The 17,375-nt window shown below is 62.6% G+C and carries 13 protein-coding genes; 7 read left to right on the top strand and 6 right to left on the bottom strand.

The window, feature by feature from the left end:
* Positions 1-14 precede the first annotated feature (14 nt).
* A complete protein-coding gene (locus BT122_RS10790; RefSeq protein WP_143189923.1) occupies positions 15-272 on the bottom strand; it encodes a hypothetical protein in 258 nt (85 codons plus the stop codon).
* Between BT122_RS10790 and BT122_RS00175 the strand changes: the two genes are divergently transcribed.
* From BT122_RS00175 to BT122_RS00160, 4 genes are all read left to right on the top strand, one after another.
* Positions 271-2,721 carry a DUF7601 domain-containing protein gene (locus tag BT122_RS00175; protein WP_072354084.1) on the top strand — a complete coding sequence of 817 codons (2,451 nt, stop codon included), beginning with the start codon at positions 271-273 and terminating at the stop codon, positions 2,719-2,721. The genes BT122_RS10790 and BT122_RS00175 overlap by 2 nt on opposite strands.
* Positions 2,708-4,381: an isopeptide-forming domain-containing fimbrial protein gene (locus BT122_RS00170; RefSeq protein ID WP_072354083.1), complete on the top strand. Its 1,674-nt coding sequence runs from the start codon at positions 2,708-2,710 to the stop codon at positions 4,379-4,381. The genes BT122_RS00175 and BT122_RS00170 overlap by 14 nt, the downstream gene beginning before the upstream one ends.
* An 87-nt stretch (positions 4,382-4,468) precedes the next feature.
* Positions 4,469-6,148, top strand: coding sequence for a SpaA isopeptide-forming pilin-related protein (locus tag BT122_RS00165; RefSeq protein ID WP_072354082.1), 1,680 nt, complete (start codon positions 4,469-4,471; stop codon positions 6,146-6,148).
* Between the two features lie 81 nt (positions 6,149-6,229).
* The gene (locus BT122_RS00160) at positions 6,230-7,093 is read left to right on the top strand and encodes a class C sortase (protein WP_059053768.1); all 864 of its coding nucleotides are present in this window, start codon (positions 6,230-6,232) and stop codon (positions 7,091-7,093) included.
* Between the two features lie 316 nt (positions 7,094-7,409).
* Here the strand turns inward: BT122_RS00160 and BT122_RS00155 are convergent, their stop codons facing one another.
* Together BT122_RS00155 and BT122_RS00150 are read right to left on the bottom strand one after the other, a co-directional pair.
* Positions 7,410-8,477, bottom strand: a complete 1,068-nt coding sequence (locus BT122_RS00155; RefSeq protein WP_072354081.1) for a YdcF family protein — start codon at positions 8,475-8,477, stop codon at positions 7,410-7,412.
* 8 nt (positions 8,478-8,485) lie between these two features.
* Entirely contained in the window at positions 8,486-9,745 is a 1,260-nt protein-coding gene (locus tag BT122_RS00150; protein ID WP_059053774.1) for an Nramp family divalent metal transporter, read from the bottom strand.
* Positions 9,746-10,483: 738 nt separating this feature from the next.
* On the opposite strand from BT122_RS00150, the gene BT122_RS00145 reads away from it, so the two are divergent.
* The 3 genes from BT122_RS00145 to eno all read left to right on the top strand — a co-directional run bounded on the left by BT122_RS00145 (position 10,484) and on the right by eno (position 14,598).
* Positions 10,484-11,413 (top strand): LysR family transcriptional regulator, encoded by a 930-nt coding sequence (locus BT122_RS00145; protein WP_059053776.1) that lies wholly within the window; start codon positions 10,484-10,486, stop codon positions 11,411-11,413.
* A 73-nt stretch (positions 11,414-11,486) separates the two neighbouring features.
* Complete coding sequence (locus BT122_RS00140) at positions 11,487-12,614, top strand: 5-methyltetrahydropteroyltriglutamate--homocysteine S-methyltransferase (RefSeq protein ID WP_072354080.1); 1,128 nt, start codon at positions 11,487-11,489, stop codon at positions 12,612-12,614.
* 691 nt (positions 12,615-13,305) lie between these two features.
* On the top strand, positions 13,306-14,598 hold the full coding sequence (gene eno / locus BT122_RS00135; protein ID WP_072354079.1) for a phosphopyruvate hydratase: 1,293 nt from the start codon (positions 13,306-13,308) through the stop codon (positions 14,596-14,598).
* Between the two features lie 64 nt (positions 14,599-14,662).
* Here eno and BT122_RS00130 read toward each other — a convergent pair whose 3' ends face one another.
* From BT122_RS00130 to BT122_RS00120, 3 genes are read right to left on the bottom strand one after another with little or no spacing between them, the layout of a single operon-like run.
* Positions 14,663-15,832 carry a cation diffusion facilitator family transporter gene (locus BT122_RS00130; RefSeq protein ID WP_235810746.1) on the bottom strand — a complete coding sequence of 390 codons (1,170 nt, stop codon included), beginning with the start codon at positions 15,830-15,832 and terminating at the stop codon, positions 14,663-14,665.
* Positions 15,832-16,377, bottom strand: coding sequence for a MarR family winged helix-turn-helix transcriptional regulator (locus tag BT122_RS00125; protein ID WP_177242168.1), 546 nt, complete (start codon positions 16,375-16,377; stop codon positions 15,832-15,834). Before BT122_RS00125 ends, BT122_RS00130 begins: the two co-directional genes overlap by 1 nt.
* A complete protein-coding gene (locus BT122_RS00120; protein WP_072354078.1) occupies positions 16,377-16,937 on the bottom strand; it encodes a glutathione peroxidase in 561 nt (186 codons plus the stop codon). The genes BT122_RS00125 and BT122_RS00120 overlap by 1 nt, the downstream gene beginning before the upstream one ends.
* Positions 16,938-17,375: the final 438 nt, after the last annotated feature.

Raw genomic sequence — 17,375 nt, 5'->3', positions numbered from 1 at the left:
AGAACAAAACGAGCCTATGTACCTGCGCTTTTCATTATGGCAATCGTGGGGCTCGTGTTGGCGCTGTGCTTACCTGTTGGGGCATTTGCTGACAGTACAGCAGCAGCTGAAGCCTCGACGAGTACTAGTTCTTCAACTACCGAGACAGGCGCGTCCAACCAAAATGATGCCACGTTAACAACGGGAGAGACAGGCAGGCCCACTGGCTCGGATGCGGGCGCGAGCGAGTCCAGAGCGAGCAGCGCCAGCGAAGACTCATCTACAACTGCCATGACGCTTCTTTCAAACGGAGCGGCCTCTTCTTCCGAGCCAAGCGGCGCCCAGGGGCTTCTCGCAACGCTTCAGGCCGACGAGGCCACCGCTGTTGCGGCTGCGTCCACGGACGCGACGGTGACCGAGAAGATCTACTACGACACCACCACGGGCATCCACTCGGTGTACAGCACGCCCAATGACACGTCGAGCACCAGGATCATCCTTTATTGCATGAACAACCAGGCCCACTGGCCGCATGCGACGAATGAAATACCCACTGTTCCAGACTACGCGCAAGGCTATCTCACCGAGGCAAGCTTTACCTCGAAAGAGGAGTACGAAGCCTGCATGCACAAGCTGGAGGCAATCCTCTATGCGGGCTATAACTATAACGGGCTTAACCTTTACAAAGTCGTTTCTGGTATACCAAGAGCAACGCTCCAGGAATTCAATGATGCCCTGCAAGCCCCGGACAACCTGAGGAGCGATTATCCAACTATCCTCGGGGACACCGTTTTTACCTATGAGAACAGCAAGGATTCAAGCTCCGAGAATTATCAGAAGCTCGTTGAATTCATGCAGCAAGTCTTTTCCCTGTACTTTACAGGGGGGACCACTGCGTCTGGCCTAACGTACAACGACATCATTGCGACAAAGTTTTACAAGGCGGTTTATGCCCTCATCAATAGCGAGGATCCGTTCGTGACGTATGCCTCGCAGGCGTCGGACTACTACGTTACCGAGCAGGGCGCATATGACGCCACGCAGAATGCCATCTGGGTCACCCTCGCCAGCTATGGAGTCCCTAATAACGATATGACCAGGGAAGCTGCCGTCTCGGTGACCCCGCTTACGGCAACGCTTCTCGACAGCGCTGACTACAGCAGGCTTCTCCGCCAGGAGCCGCAGGACTCGCAGATAAGCATTACCTCCTCGGATGCGAAGTTCACCTACGATCCCGCCACGAAAACTTGGCGTACGGGAGTCCTTACCCTCAGCGAGGGCGCAAACTACAACGGCGAATATGCGCTCGCCCTCCCGTCTGGCGTTACCGGCTACTCCGATGCGCTTGGGACTGCGACGGCTGTGTCGACAGTGTCAGCGGGAGAGCAGTTCTACCTTGTGTCGTCGACGAAACCCACCAGCAGCGTCACCGTGACTGCTAGCGACGCTCTCACCTGGATTGAGGAGACGCGCCAGTACTCTCCAGACCCGGAGACCTATACCGCGCCCGATGGCAAGAGCTTCCAGCACATGATTGGTGCAGTCATCAAGCAAAAGACTGTCAAGGCATCACTCGAGGCAGCCCCCGCCTCCGACGGTGACCTTACCGTGTCCAAGACCGTCGAAGGCGAGACGAACTCTCAGACCGACTTCACCTTCACGGTCGCGTTGGACAACACGAGCATCAACGGCACCTACGGCGACATGACCTTCACCAACGGCGTGGCCAAGGTTACGCTGAAGAGTTGCCAGAGCGCCACAGCCAAGTACCTGCCGGGAGGCACGACCTACACGGTCACTGAAACGTCGAATAGCGACTACGCGGCGTCGTCCAGCACGCTTGCGGGCACGGTGCCCAGCGACGGCACCGCCGCCACGGCTGCCTTTACCAACACGCGCCTCTACAAGCTCACGCTGAGCAAGACCGTCTCGGGCCAGGCCGCAAGCACCTCTCAGCAGTTCACCATGCGCATCACGCTGAAGGACGCCTCCGGCAACCCGCTTTCGGGCACCTACTCCTACACAGGCGGAACGGTCGACGGCTCCAGCGCCACGGTCCCTGCTAACGGCACGATCACGCTCGATGCCAACGGTACGGGCTCGGTTCAGCTCAGCGCTGGCCAGCAGGTGACGATTGCTGGCATCCCCTCGGGCACCACCTACACGGTAGAGGAGGTCACGAGCACCGCTGAAGACGCGCTGCTCTACGACGTGACCTACAACGGCAGCGCCACCGCTGCCACGGGCACGCTTTCCGCTGACGCCACGGTCGCCGTGACCAACGCCGTGCAGGAAGGCTCCCTCTCCGTGACCAAGCACGTAAAGGGCGAAGTGGGCTCTACCCAGGCATTCACCTTCACGGTGAAGCTCGGCGGCTCGGGCGCCACTCTTTCCGGCCAGTACGGCGACATGCTCTTCTCCAACGGCCAGGCCACCTTCACGCTCAAAGACGGCGAAACCAAGACCGCGAGCGCACTGCCCGCTGGCGCCACCTACGAGGTGATCGAGGAGTCTAACGACAAGTACAGCACCACGTCCGAGAACGCCAAGGGCACGATCGCCAAGGGCGAAACGGCACGGGCAAGCTTCACCAACACGTGCGGCATAACGACGCTTCCGCTCTCCGGAGGCGCGGGCTTTGGCGCAACCTATGCGATTGGCTTGGGTGCGCTTGTCGCAGCGGCGCTCTGGATGCACGCCCGTCGCCACGCGGCAGGGAAGGGTGGCGATGGCCGTGACTAAGTCCCTCTCGCGCACCATTGCAACCTGCTTCGCCAGCTGCCTGGCCGTCGCCGTGCTTGCGCTCTGCTCGCCCGCCCGCGCGCTTGCCGAGCAGACCGGGCATCTCACCGTCACTGCAACCGAGGGCGCGTCCACCGCGCTTGACGCCTACCAGCTCTTCTCGGCAGACGTGAGCGATGCCGTGAGCGGCCACAAGATCCTTGCTAACGTCTCGTGGGCTAGCGACGCCGCCGAGAAGGCAGTCACCTCCGCCATCAAATCTGCCGACCCCTCCTACAGCGGCTCCACCGCCCAGGATGCCGCCGACTGGCTAAACGAGAACGTCGAGAGCGACGCTGCCTTGGCGCCAACTGCCTCCTCCGTGCCCGCCGCCATTGCGCGTACGCTTGCAGGTAGCACGCCTACGGCGAGCGTTACCGTAGGTACGCAGGCTACGCTTCCGGCGGGCTACTGGCTTCTCACCGCCACTAGCGACTCCGTGGGCACGGGCCAGTCCGGCACTGCGGCGATTCTCGTTGCCGTGGGTGGAGCGGACGTAACCGCAACCACCAAGACCTCGGTTCCTACGGTCGAGAAGCACGTACTGGAGGACTCGTCAAACAGCTGGCAGAAGCAGGCCGACGCCACCGCGGGAGACGAGCTTGACTGGCGCCTTGTTGCCACCGTGCCCATGAACCTCTCGCCCAACTCCGCCTACAAGGCATACTCGATCACCTTCCATGACGTGCTATCCGCAGGCCTTGAGCGGCCAAGCAATGTGCACGTGTACATTGCTCCCGCGGGAGCGTCGATGTGGGCGCAGGGGACTGAGCCCGGCGACGGGTGGGTCGAGCTGGACGAGAAGGAATACGCAACCACCTACGCCGCGGGTGAGAATGGCTCAACCTTTGATATTGCCGTGAAGGACCTTATCGTCTCTGCCTCCAGTCACAGCGTCTACGCCGACCAGGGCCTTGAGGTCTGCGTGGTCTATGACGCGCCACTTGCGCAGGACGCCGATCGCGGAGCAGCGCATGGTAACCCCAACACGGTGACGCTTCGCTATCCAAGCGCGCCGTACTCGGAGACACTGGCCGAGACGCAGGAGGACGAGGCCATTGCCTACACGTGGGACCTCAACCTGGTCAAGCGTGACGCTACGAGCGAGTTTGCCCTGGCGGGTGCGGTACTGCGCGTGACCGATGACCGTGGCCGTCATCTCACGCAGGATGGCGTCTGGACCACGGACGACGCCACCGTGACCACGGACCAGAACGGGGCCATCGCGGTTGCTGGTGTCGATTCCGGCACCTTCGCGGTTGAGGAGGTCCAGGCGCCCGAGGGCTATGAGTCCTTCTCGGGCATGCCTTCCATCACGCTGACGGTGGGGCTTGGTCCCCAGATTATCCGTTCGACCAATGATGAGCGCCTTTCTGCCGAATCCCCCTTGAGGGCGGACAGCTTTGACAAGGACTCGGGGGAGGCCGATGTCTCGGTGCTGAACGGCGCGGTAACCGTTCCGAGCGAGGTCAAGGACATCCTGCAAACGCTCGGTGGTTCCTTCCCCTTCACTGGGGACTCAACGTCGTACCTGCCTGCCATCTGCCTTGCAGTGGTCGGTGTGGCACTGATCGTGTTTGCAATCCGGCGAAGGAAGGGAGACCCAAAGCGCCGGCCCTGATGCCGGAAGCCACTACGGCTTGTAGAGGGAGACGAAAAAAGCTTATGTGACCTGGGCAAAGCGCCCGCAGGTTAGAGAGGAAAGACAATGAGAAAGCACAACATCGCACGCATGGCAGCAACTGCTGGTCTGGCGCTTGCGATGGCGTTGGGCCCGGTTGTGGTGCCGGTCGCCGCATTTGCGGACGACGCGACAACCACCTCCGCCAATGGCAGCGTGACCATCTTGCAGAACGCCAACAACAAGTCCGACGCAACGACTACGCTTGGCTATCAGATTTTCAAGGCCGACGTGGTGGACAACGGGACCTCGAAGACCGCCTCGAACATCACTTGGGCAAGTGAGGAAGTCGGTAAGGTGGTCGTGGAGCAGATCAAGGCGCTTGACAAGAGCTATAAGGGTACGACGGCTCAGGATGCGGCTGATTACCTGAGCACCCACCTGCCCGCAGAGGGCAGTTCCGGCACGAGCACGATCATCGAGAGCAACAAGCTCTACTCCAACATCGCCAACGCCCTGCGCGAAGATACGAACCTCACTCCGACGGAGCTGACCATCGGTGTTGCGCAGAACCTCCCTACCGGCTATTGGCTTTTCCTCACTAACACGACTTCCACCGACACTGGCACGAACCAGGTTGGTTCCGCTCCCATCTATGCGGTGGTCGGCGGCAGTGCCCTTACCGTCTCACCCAAGACCACCCTTCCTACGGTGACCAAGCAAGTGAAGAACGATGCGACGGGCGCCGATTGGTCCAACGTTGCCGATTCTCAGGTGGGGCAGAGCCTGCAGTACCGCCTGATTGGTTCGGTTGCCGACTCCATCCCCAGCTACACCACCTACTACTACAAGTTCACCGATACCCTTTCGGCTGGGCTTACCGCCGATAGCTCAACCGTCGCGGTCACGGTGGAGACCGATGGCACAAGCTACACGGTCCCGGCGACGGTTACGACGACGGATGCCAGCTACACGAACTACACGACGGCGCTCACGACCAACACCGGCAACACGAGTGTGCTTGGGGTTGAGTTCACCGACTTGAAGAGCCTCAAGGATGCATCTGGTACGGCGATTCCGGTGAACGGCACTACCAAGGTGTACGTGACCTATAGCGCCGTGCTCAACTCCTCCGCTGTGGTGGCGAACGGCTATAACGACAACAGCGTCATGCTCACCTACTCCAACAACCCCGGCACCGACAGCAAGGGCTACTCCACTCCGTCGAGCGTGCGCGACTACACCTTCAAGCTCAACCTGGTCAAGGTCGACAGCTCCAAGCAGTCCACGAAGCTTTCGGGCGCCAAGTTCACCATTCAGGCGACGACCCCCGATGAAGGCGCCGGCACGAAGTACGTGCAGGCCGATGGTTCGCTGGGCGATTCCGCCTACGAATTCACGACGGACAACACCGGCAGCATCTCCGTATCTGGTCTCGACGTGGGCAAGTACACGGTAGTCGAGACCAAGGCGCCGAGTGGCTACAACACGGTGGCGAGCTTCGACTTCGAGATCAGGGCGACGTATGACACCGCGGGCGCACTCACCAAGGTAGAAGCGAGTTCCTCTAACTCCACGGCTGCCGACGCGAGCACCGATACTAACGGATTGGTCACCGTTACGGTTAAGGATAAGCCGGGCATGTCTCTGCCCCTTACCGGCCAGGCGGGCGTGACCATTACCTGGATCGCTGGCGGCGCCGTTCTCGCACTGGGCATCACGCATCTCGTGCGCTCCCGCAAGAACTCCGAGGACAACGCGGAGTAGCGTGGCTACAACAGCAAGGTGCTAGGGTAGGTTAGTCGTGGGCCCCGCCGCGTGCGGGGCCCATCTAGTAGGGAGGCGCGCGTGGGCACGCATGCCAAGCACAACGGGAAGCGACGCCGGCTGCCGCGATGGGCAGACCGTCTCATCACGCTGCTGCTGATCCTTGTCGGCGTGGGCCTCATGGTGTGGCCGTGGGTGGTCGACATGCTCGAGGAGTACGGCGTGGGAGCGACCATCTCTGAGGTGTCGTCGCGTGTCGACTCGATGCCAGCCGAAGAGAAGCAGTGGTATCTCGACCAGGCCAACGCGTACAACAAGGTGCTTGCCGGCGAGGAGCCGGATATGGACGCCTCGCAGATCGTTGATTACAACGGGCAGCTAACCTATGACCGCGACCCCATGATGAGCTGGGTCGAGATTCCCTCCATCGACGTGAGCATGCCTATATACCATGGCACGGGTGATGCTGCGCTTATGGCTGGCGTTGGGCATCTTGAGGGCACGAGCCTTCCCGTGGGCGGGGAGTCGACTCACTGCGTGATTACGGCTCACTCCGGCATGCGAAACCTCCGCATGTTCGACGATATCCGGCAGCTTGAGCCCGGTGACCTGGTGCTGATTCACACCATGGTCGACGTGTACGCGTATCGCGTTACCTCCTCCGAGGTCGTGTGGCCAGATGAGACCTCGTCACTTGAGGTTGTGCCGGGCGAGGACTTGCTCACGCTGGTCACCTGCACGCCGTATGGCGTGAACGACCACAGGCTGCTGGTCCACTGCGAGCGCACGGACTATGTTCCCGAGGAGGCGGAGGAGCAGGCCTCCGTCACTGAGCGCCACTGGGGTGCGCGCGAGTGGGCAGTTGTGGTGGTAGCCGTGGCGCTAGTCGGCGTTGCCGTGGACGTGGTGGTGCACCATGCGCGCAAGCGGCACCAAAAGGGATAGGGTGTGGCCCACCGCCCTGCAGTGCCTTTTCTGCAGAGCGGGGTTACCGCCGCTGCTGCATGAAAACGCCCTATCGAACATCGTTTTCGCCGCTGCTGCATGAAAATGCCCTATCGAACGGTGCCTTAAGTGGTGATTCATCAATTCTTCAACTACATATGCACTACATTGCATAGTTTAATGAAAATATGCACCTTGTTGAAAATAAAGTTTGATCCTTGATGACAAGTCCAGAGAGGCGCCGTTCGATAGAGCACTTTTGTGCAGGGACACGCTAAATTCCGTTCGATAGAACGTTTTTGTGCATCCTGCGCCGCTACGCTAACGCCGCATTGAATCCGCTTGCCACCAGGTAGACCACCAGCAGCGCGATGGTGAGCTTGGTGTAGAAGTTCCGGCGCAGCGAAACGTACGCCACCCACTCGCGCACCAGCGCGTTGAGCGAGAAGTACAGGCGTACGTGCGCGCCAACGCCATCCGCGGGAATGCCCAGCTCGCGGGTGATGAGCAGCGCCCGGAAGACGTGGTAGTCGTCGGTCACAACAAGGATGCGGCCGGCGTTGCCTCCGTCCTTCTCGGCAAGCAGCCGAGCGCAATGCTTCAGGTTCTCCTGCGTGTTTGTGGACTTGTCCTCAACGAGAATCGCCTCTGACGGCACGCCGAGCGATTCGGCGTACGCGCGCATGGCGTGGGATTCCGGCTGCGCCTCGTCTGCACCCTGGCCACCCGACATGAGCAACTTGGAGCCGGGGTTCCTTCGCCACATCTCCACGCCGCGCTCAACGCGGTGAGCTAGGAACGGGGTTACCGAGCCGTCGGGCATGAGGCCAGAGCCAAGCACAACAATCCGCTGGTAGCGGCGGTGTCGGTGGGGGATTTGCGCAACCAGGCCGCTCACGGTGTAAAGCGTGAACGCCACGCCGGCGATGCCCAGGAGTATCGCCGCAAAGCCAAAGACCAGGTCGAGCACGCGACCGAGCACGGGCACGCTGGTAAGGGCGCTGCGCACCTGCGGCCAAACGATCACGTAGGCAACCATGAGGATGCCCAGCCCCAGTGAGAGCATGTTGCGCGGGTTTGTGCCCTCGCGTCGGATGAGCCGCACCCCCGAGGCAACGAGCGTCACCACCAGCGCAACGGGAAACGCCAGGAGTGCCACAGCCATGACGCCAATGACCACAAGGTTTATCTGCTCGGCAACGGGGTGACTCTCGAGCGAGAACGCCTGCAGGAGGGTTACCTCGATGGCCATGACGGCCGTCCCCACGGCAACGAGGAACGACAGCTCATACCAAAGGCTGCGCTGCTCGTGCGTGTGGAGGCGCCAAAACCAGAGCTGCCCTGCGACAGCAAGGCAGACGGCGGCAAGGGCGAAGGCTTCCACGGTGGCTCCTATCCTGCGAGAGATATCACGTTTATTGCGGTAACCACGATACCCGTTGCCAGCAGCAATGCGTTGGCGAGGCGCGAGTTGGCGTAGCGGCCCATGACGCGCTTCGAGCTCGTGAGGCGAATCTGCGTGAAGATCGTGATGGGCAGCTGCAGTGAGAGCAGCGCCTGCGAGAGGACCAGCCCCTGGAAGGTGTTCTCCACCAGCAGGCACGCCAGCGTTGCCAGGCCCATGCACAGCGCCACGCCCACGGAGGAGTGGCGGTCGTGGATGTCGTACTCCTCGCCAAACATGCCCGCGCTGATGGTGCCCGACGCCATGCCCGCCGTGACGGAGGACGAGAGGCCCGCCAGCAGCAGCGCCACGGCAAAGATGACCGTCGCCGCCGAGCCCAGGATGGGGGAGAGCGTCGCCGCCGCGGTCGCGAGGTCGTCCACCACAACGCCGCGCGTGAAGAACGTCGTGGCCGCCAGAATCACCATGGCGGAGTTTATCGCCCAGCCAACGCCCATCGAGAAGAGCGTGTCGAAGAGCTCATAGCGCAGGCGTTCGCGGATGACCTTCTCGCCCTGCTGCTCGTAGTGAACGCTCTGGATAACCTCGGAGTGCAGGAACAGGTTGTGTGGCATGACCACGGCGCCCAGCACGCTCATCACGATGGCCGCGGAGCCGACGGGGAAGCTCGGCGTGACCCACGAGACCGCGGCCTGCGGCCAGTCAACGTTCACCAGCGCAAGCTCGGCAAGGAAGGCCAGGCCAATGAGCGAGACAAACGCGATGATCCAGCGCTCGATGCGCTTGTATGAGTTGGTGGCCAGCATGGCAACCGAGAAGGCGCCCACAATGACGCTGCCCACGCGGACGGGCAGCCCAAAGAGCATTTGGAGTGCGATGGCGCCGCCAAGGACCTCGGCCATCGCGGTGGCGACGGTGGCCGCGTACGCGGTGGCGAGAATGGCGGTGCCCAGCCAGCGCGGGAAGTGCTTATGCGTTGCCTCGGCAAGACATTCGCCGGTGGCAATACCCAGGTGGGCGGCGTTGTGCTGCAGCAGGATGAGCATCAGGGTCGAAAGCGTCACTACCCACAGCAACCCGTAGCCAAACTGCGAGCCCGCCGCCATGTTCGATGCCCAGTTGCCTGGGTCGATGAAGCCCACCGTCACCAGCAAGCCGGGGCCAATGTGCTTGAGAATCTCGAGGCCCCCGTGGCCGCCGGTCTTCTCGGCGCCAAATTGCCTGGTCATCTCCTCACGAATGTCCATAGTTTCCTCCACGTGCATCGAGGTGCGCCGACCGCGTGCGGCGCGTTGCTATTATTAGTATCAGATACCATTATGCTCTCATTTGCGGCGCGGTAGTCATGCGGTGGGTATTTTGAGGGGTGACTTTTGAGGGCAAAGGGAAGCGCGGCGTCCCCAAAGTGCATCGAACTGCCCTTGGTTACATAAAATTTGGGAATTCTGCGCCGAAGTGGCCTTCGTTGCACTAGGTTTTGTCGGGGATCTGAGTATTGGCTCATACATCTTGCTATATGATTCAAAATACGCACTACATATTGTATGTGGGGGCAACCTCCTACTTGGGAGGTTCTCAAAACAACGTGTAACGAAGGCCACTTCGGCGCAACAAACCGAAAATTAGTGTAACGAAGGGGGTTTCGGTGCACGCGACAGCCATTCGCCGCAGCCGAACAATGCCCTAACAACATCTGCCAGCGCGGCTAATGGTTGCTTCCGCCCGCAATATCTCCGCCGGCTACCCTTGTTCTCGAACAACACGACCAATGACCCCTCCTCGCGCGGGCCCAGTCCGGTGGCATAACCCCTGGCTGGGCCCGTCCCCTTTGCTTGGCGCTGTTGTACCTGCCGTGACCCCGCTTCCAGAAACATGTGCTCTTTCCGCCGAGGACTGGCCGTGCCCCTTTGCAGCGCGCTCGTCAGGTACCATCGGTCGACGTGCGCCGAGCCAAAGTCGCCGGCCAGGGGGAGGGGAGCACCGCCATGACACTGCAGCAGCTTCGCTACGTGGTCGAGGTCGCCACGGCCGGATCGATCACCGCCGCGTCGCAGCGACTCTTCATTGCCCAGCCGTCGCTCTCCAAGGCCATCTCAGAGCTCGAATCCGAGATGGGGATCACGATTTTCGAGCGCTCCAGCAAGGGCGTCGTGCCTACGGAGGACGGCACGCGGTTCCTCTCGTACGCGCGGCAGGTGGTCGAGCAGGCCGACCTCCTCGAGGCCCAGTACAAGCACGGCATGCCGCCGCGCCGCGTCTTTGGCGTCTCGAGCCAGCACTACGCATTCGTGGTCAATGCCTTCGCCGAGTTGGTGCGCGAACATGGCGAGAGCCGCTACGAGTTCAGCCTGCGCGAGGGAACCACCTTTGGCACCATCGAGGACGTGCGCCTGCAGCGTTCCGAGCTGGGCGTGCTCTACCGGAACGACTTCAACCGAGAGGTGCTCACCAGCGCCATCCGCGATGCCGAGCTGCGCTTCGAGCCGCTCTTCGAGGCCCGCGAGCACGTCTTTGTGAGCAGGACCAACCCGCTGGCCGCGCGTGACTCCGTGACGCTGGCGGACCTGGCGCCGTACCCACGCCTCTCCTACGACCAGGGCTCGCGCAACTCGTTCTACTTTGCCGAGGAGCCCCACATCACCGAGCAGGTGGACAAGGCCGTGGTGGTCACGGACCGCGCGACCCTGTTCAACCTGCTCATTGGTCTTGACGGCTACACCATCTCCTCCGGCATCCTGAGCGTGGACCTGAACGGCGAGAACATCGTGGCCGTTCCGCTCGAGGATGGCGGCACGATGGAGCTGGGCTACATCCACCAGCCGCGCCGGCCCCTCTCGCCCATGGCGGAGCGATACCTCGAGCACCTGAGCGCCTACGTTGCGAAGTACATAGCCTCTGGCTATGGCAGGCAATAGCACATCGATAGTTCCTTTGACTTCTCGCAAGGGGCACCATTGCTCTTGTCAACGGCAAGAGAAAGGTAACCCCATGAGCATCGCATATGACAAGAAGACCCCGCACCGCTTTGACGTGGTTGGCAGCTTCCTGCGTCCCGCCCGCCTGAAGCAGGCGCGCGTCGACTGGAAGGCCGGGCGCATCTCGGCCGAAGAGCTTTCGGCCATCGAGGACGAGTGCATCCGTGACCTGGTGGCAAAGGAGAAGGCCGCCGGCCTGGGCGTGATCACCGACGGCGAGTTTCGTCGCGAGACCTGGCACCTCGACTTTATGTGGGCGTTCGACGGCGTGGCGCACAAACCCACCGAGACTGGCCTGCCCTTCCACGACGAGGCCGCAAAGATCGATGACACCTACCTCACCGGCAAGATTGTCTACCGCGGCGGCCATCCCTTCATCGACCACTTCCGCTTCGTGCAGGACCTCGAGGACGAGAAGTGCGTGGCCAAGCTCACCATCCCGGCACCGGCGCAGTTCTTCGAGCAGTTCGCGATGCCCTTCAACCTGGAGGCAACGCGCCGCTACTACAAGACTGACGAGGAGCTGGCGGACGACATCGTTGCTGCGTATCGTGCGTTCATCGCCGACGTCTACGCCGCGGGCTGCCGCAATCTGCAGTTTGACGACTGCTCGTGGGGCATGGTCGTGGACCCGCACGCCGAGCAGTTCTTTGGCACCGACGCCGCTGGCCTGGAGCGCGTGAAGGAGGCCCTGCTCGACGTCAACAACCGAGCGCTGGAGGGCCGCCCCGCCGACCTCACGGTGAACACGCACGTGTGCCGCGGCAACTTCCACTCTACGTGGGCCTGCGAGGGCGGCTACGACGAAGTGGCGGACTTCCTTCTGGCGCGCGAGAATGTCGACGCCTTCTTCCTGGAGTTTGACGATGCGCGCTCGGGCGGCTTTGAGCCGCTGGCAAAGGTGCCGGCGGGCAAGAAGGTCGTGCTGGGGCTGGTGACCACCAAGTCTCCTGCGCTTGAGGATCCCGAGGCCGTGGTCGCGCGCATCCACGAGGCCGAGAAGTATGTGCCGCTTGAGAGCCTGTGCCTCTCGCCCCAGTGCGGCTTTGCGTCGTGCGAGATTGGTAACAAGCTGACCGAGGACGAGCAGTGGGCAAAGGTCCGCCTGGTGCGCGAGGTGGCCGAGCAGGTCTGGGGGTAGGGGAGCGCGCGGCGGCCTTTGGGTGCCGGGCGCTCGGGGCTCGGGCGCCGCGTTGGCGCCGAGGCACCGAGCTGGCGCCCGAAGGCCCTTCTCGTACGTAGTAGGTGCAGAAACGGGCCTTCGGGCGTCGAAATGACGCCCGAGCTGCGATTTTGTACGCACTTGCTTCGGAAACGGCCCCTCCGGCGCCCGCGGCGCGCTGCCCTGCGCCCGTCGACGCCACGCGCCGCCCCACGGCAATCGCCCTCGCAGAGAAAATAGTCGGGTTTTTATCAAATTCCCGACCACAACAAGTTAGCCATGGTGTACTCTTGTCCCAGAGTTAAATAAGGATAACACCTGCGAACCCGACTGCAGCGCAGGAGCACGAGCCGTTGACTCCCGCCGTAGCGTCCGGACCCTCTCCCCGGGCAATCGGCACAACAGGCGCCGCCGACGTTCCCCTTTCTTGCGTCGGCGGCGCAATCTTCTCGGCACAGTGTTCTATCCACAACATTTATTTTCGCTGTATCGGCAATTCTTGTATGGAAGCGAGATATCGTGGGTATACAGAGTGAAGTAAGAAATGGTTAACTCCTACCAAGCACTTCGGCTACCCGCTTCACCCAAGCGCTTCAACCGAGTACTTCAACCAGCCAAAAACCTGCGGCAGTCAAACCGCCACAGGCAACCACACGAAAGGTGGCACAACATGAGCGCAATCGAGAAGGTCCACGCACGCGAGGTCCTGGACTCCCGCGGCAACCCCACGGTCGAGGCAGAGGTCACGCTCGCCGACGGCAGCTTTGGCAGGGCGATCGTCCCCTCCGGTGCCTCTACCGGTGAGTTTGAGGCCGTCGAGCTTCGTGACGGCGACGCCGCCCGCTACCAGGGCAAGGGCGTCGAGAAGGCCGTTGCCCACGTGAACAATGAGGCCCGCGAGGCCGTCCTCGGCCTCGACGCCCGCAACCAGCGCGGCGTTGACGCGGCCCTTATCGCCGCCGACGGCACCCCCAACAAGGGCAAGCTGGGCGCCAACGCAATCCTGGGCGTGAGCCTGGCAACCGCCCGCGCGGCCGCTGCCTCCGCGGGGCTCCCGCTTTACGCCTACCTGGGCGGCCCCAACGCGCACACGCTGCCCACGCCCATGATGAACATCCTGAACGGCGGCGTTCATGCCGACAACAACGTGGACTTCCAGGAGTTCATGATCATGCCCGTCGGCGCGCCCAACTTCCACACGGCGCTGCGCTGGTCGGCCGAGGTCTACCACACCCTGAAGGGCGTCCTCAAGGATGCGGGCCTCTCCACCGGCGTAGGCGACGAGGGCGGCTTTGCCCCCAACCTCAAGACCAACGCCGAGCCCTTCGAGTACCTCATGAAGGCCGTCGAGAAGGCCGGCTTCAAGCCGGGCGAGGACTTCGTCTTTGCCATGGACCCCGCCACGAGCGAGCTCTACGACGCCGCAACCGGCACCTACGTCCTCAAGGGCGAGGGCCGCACACTCACCAGCGCGCAGATGGTCGACTACTGGGACAAGCTTGTCTCGTCCTACCCCATCATCTCCATCGAGGACGGCCTGGCCGAGGAGGACTGGGACGGCTGGCGTCAGCTCACGGCGCGCCTTGGCTCGCGCGTGCAGCTGGTTGGCGACGACCTCTTTGTCACCAACACCGCCCGCCTGCGTCGCGGCATCGAGCTGGGCGCGGCAAACGCGCTGCTCGTGAAGGTCAACCAGATTGGCACCCTCACCGAGACCCTCGAGGCCATGCAGACCGCGCAGCGTGCCCGCTACACCACGATCGTCTCGCACCGTTCGGGCGAGACCGAGGACACCACGATCGCCGACCTGGTTGTTGCCACCAACGCCGGCCAGATTAAGACTGGTGCGCCCGCCCGCTCTGACCGCGTGGCCAAGTACAACCAGCTGCTTCGCATCGAGGAGGAGCTGGGCGACGCCGCCGAGTACGCCGGCCGTTCCGCTTTCTACAACATCGCTCGATGAGACAAAGGGAGTTTCCCTTTGTCTCATCGGCGCGGGGAGGGTGGCCTCTCCGCGCCGTTTTTTTCTAGTCCGCGATGTCGCTATCGAGCGCGGCGCGCACGGTGTAGTCGGGGAAGGCCTCCTCGACCTCGCGCACGATCTGGTGGTACTCGCCCTGACGGTCAGGCGCCTCAAACGCGATGATAACGTCGAATTCCAGCAGGTGGCGCGCCTCGTCCACGTGGAAGCCGTGGAACTGCAGCACGTGGTCGTGCGCCGCCACGATGCGGCGCACACGCTCGCGCATGCTTGCAACGTCCTTGCTGGTGTTTCTCGAGTAGATTCCCACTGCCGCGATGATGACCTGGCCGTCCGTTCGCGCAAAGACGCGCTCGGCCACACGCCGCGAGAGCTCGTCGATCTCCTCGGCGGTGGTGGTGTCGGCCACCTCCACGTGGACCGAGCCAACCCTGCGCTCTGGTCCGTAGCTGCTGAGGAAGAGGTCGTAGACGCCCAGGACGCAGTCATCCTCGGCCACGATGCTCTTGACCTTCTCTGCAAGATCGGGGCTCACGCGCTCGCCCAGAATCTGGCTGAGCGTCTGCCAGAGCATCTCGAGGCCGGCCTTTACGATGAACGCCGAGATCACGGCGCCCACCCAGGCCTCAAGCGAGACGCCCCACACCAGGTAGACCACGGCGGCGCCCAGCGTCGACACCGAGAGCACGGCGTCCGAGAGCGCGTCCTGCCCCGAGGCCACCAGCGAGTCTGCGTTCACGCGCCTGCCAACAGACTGCACATGGCGGCCGAGAAGCACCTTGGCCACGACGCCGGCGGCAACAACCACCAGTGCGGCGGCGGAGTAGTCTGGCGCCTCGGGCGAGACGATCTTCTGCACGGATTCCACGGCCGAGGTGATGCCGGCGTAGAGCACGATGATCGAGATGACCATGGCCGTGAGGTACTCGATGCGCCCGTAGCCCATGGGGTGGCGCTTGTCCGGCGCGCGCCCGGCGAGCTTGGTGCCCACGATCGTGATGACCGACGAAAGCGCGTCGGAGAGGTTGTTCACTGCGTCGAGGGTGATGGCGATGGAGTTAGAGACCACGCCCACCACGGCCTTGAATGCGGCGAGCAGCACGTTGGCCACGATGCCGAGGATGCTGGTACGGACGATGGTCTTCTCGCGCTCGGTGGTGGGGATGGGCGCGGTCGCCTGGCTCTTCTCGGCGCTTCTGTCCTGCTTATTGCTCACTAGTTGTCGCTTCCTTCTGTCTGTGCGTATGCGTTGCTGCCGGTCAGCTCGCCATTGCGCACGCTGACGAGCACCTTTGCGAGGAGCCGCTTGAGCTCTGCGGCCTCGTCTGCCGAGAGGTGCACGTGGCACGCCATGGCCACCGGCACGGATGCCGCGCGGTCGCGAAGGTCGCGGCCCTTGGGCGTGAGGCGTACCTCAAGCACGCGCGCGTCCGCCACGCTTCTCTCGCGCGTGATGTAGCCGCTCTTCTCGAGCTTCTTCAGGACCGGCGTAAGCGTGCCCGAGTCCAGGTAGAGCCGCTCTCCGAGGTGGCTTACGGTTGCCGCGCCCTCCTCCCAGAGGACCATCATGCAGAGGTACTGCGTGTAGGTGAGGCCGAGCGGACCAAGCAGCGGCTGGTAGCTGCGGACGACCTCCTTGGAGCAGGCGTAGAGCGGAAAGCACAGCTGGTTGTCTAGGCGCAGGAGCTCGGCTGGGGAGGCCCCCTTCGTTGTGAAGGAGGCCTCCTGCGGTGACGCCTGCGACGATGCCGAGGCATCCACTAGAGTTGCGCCTCGATTGCGCGCTCGACCTCGTCCATGCTGGTGGTGGGCTCGAAGCGCGCCACAAGGTGGCCGTTGCGGTCGATGAGGAACTTGGTGAAGTTCCACATGATGTAGGCCTTCTCGCCGAACTTCTTGTTGTTGGCCTTGGCAAACTTGTCGAGCGCCGCCGCCTTGAGGCCGCTGCCAAAGCCCTGGAAGGGGCGCTCGGTGGCAAGCGCGGCAAAGAGCGGGTCCGCGGTGTCGCCGTTCACGTCGAGCTTCTTGAAGCGCGGGAACTCGGTGTTGAACTTGAGCGAGCAGAAGTGGTTGATCTGGTCGTCGGACTCGGGCGCCTGGCCGGCAAACTGGTTGCAGGGGAAGTCCAGGATCTCGAGGCCCTGGTCCTTGTGGGCGGCGTAGATGCGCTCGAGGTCCTCATACTGGGGCGTGAAGCCGCAGCCGGTGGCTGTGTTCACAACGAGCAGGACCTTGCCGGCGTAGGTGCTCAGAGGGACGGTGCTGCCGTCCTGTGCGGTAACAGAAAAGTCCAGGTAGTTGGTGGTGTTCTCGGATGCCATGGTGGCTCCCTCCTCCGGGCGTTGCGGCCCGGTGTTGTTGGTAACAGCTTTAGTATGGCGCGGACTGGTGGGCTGGCGACGCTAATCGATTGAGCACAACCAATTGCACACAATTAATTTGTGATGCTTCTTGCGATGGCAGAGGAGATGGGCCTAACCGTTCGGAATCCGCGGCATCTCTGACATGCCGCGCAATCTCGCCGTTTAGAGGTCTCTAACCGTTCGGATAATTCCTAAATGGCGAAATCCTGCGGCAAGATGTTGCCGCCGAGAGGGACTGCCCGCCGAGAGGGGCGTCAGCCCGTTCGTTGTTACCGGCTCGACGCGAGCCGGCGGCGTCCGCCGAGTTGGCAGTCGAGAACCTCGATGCGCCGGTAACAAGCCTCCGGCGGTGCAGCTCCGCTATTCCCGGCTCGTCACAGGCTCGTCGCATCTGCC

It is taken from the genome of Olsenella sp. kh2p3 (assembly GCA_900119625.1).
Taxonomy (GTDB): Bacteria; Actinomycetota; Coriobacteriia; order Coriobacteriales; family Atopobiaceae; genus Tractidigestivibacter.
Note: the sequence above shows the minus strand (reverse complement) of the source record. Positions and strands in the feature narration are given on the sequence as shown.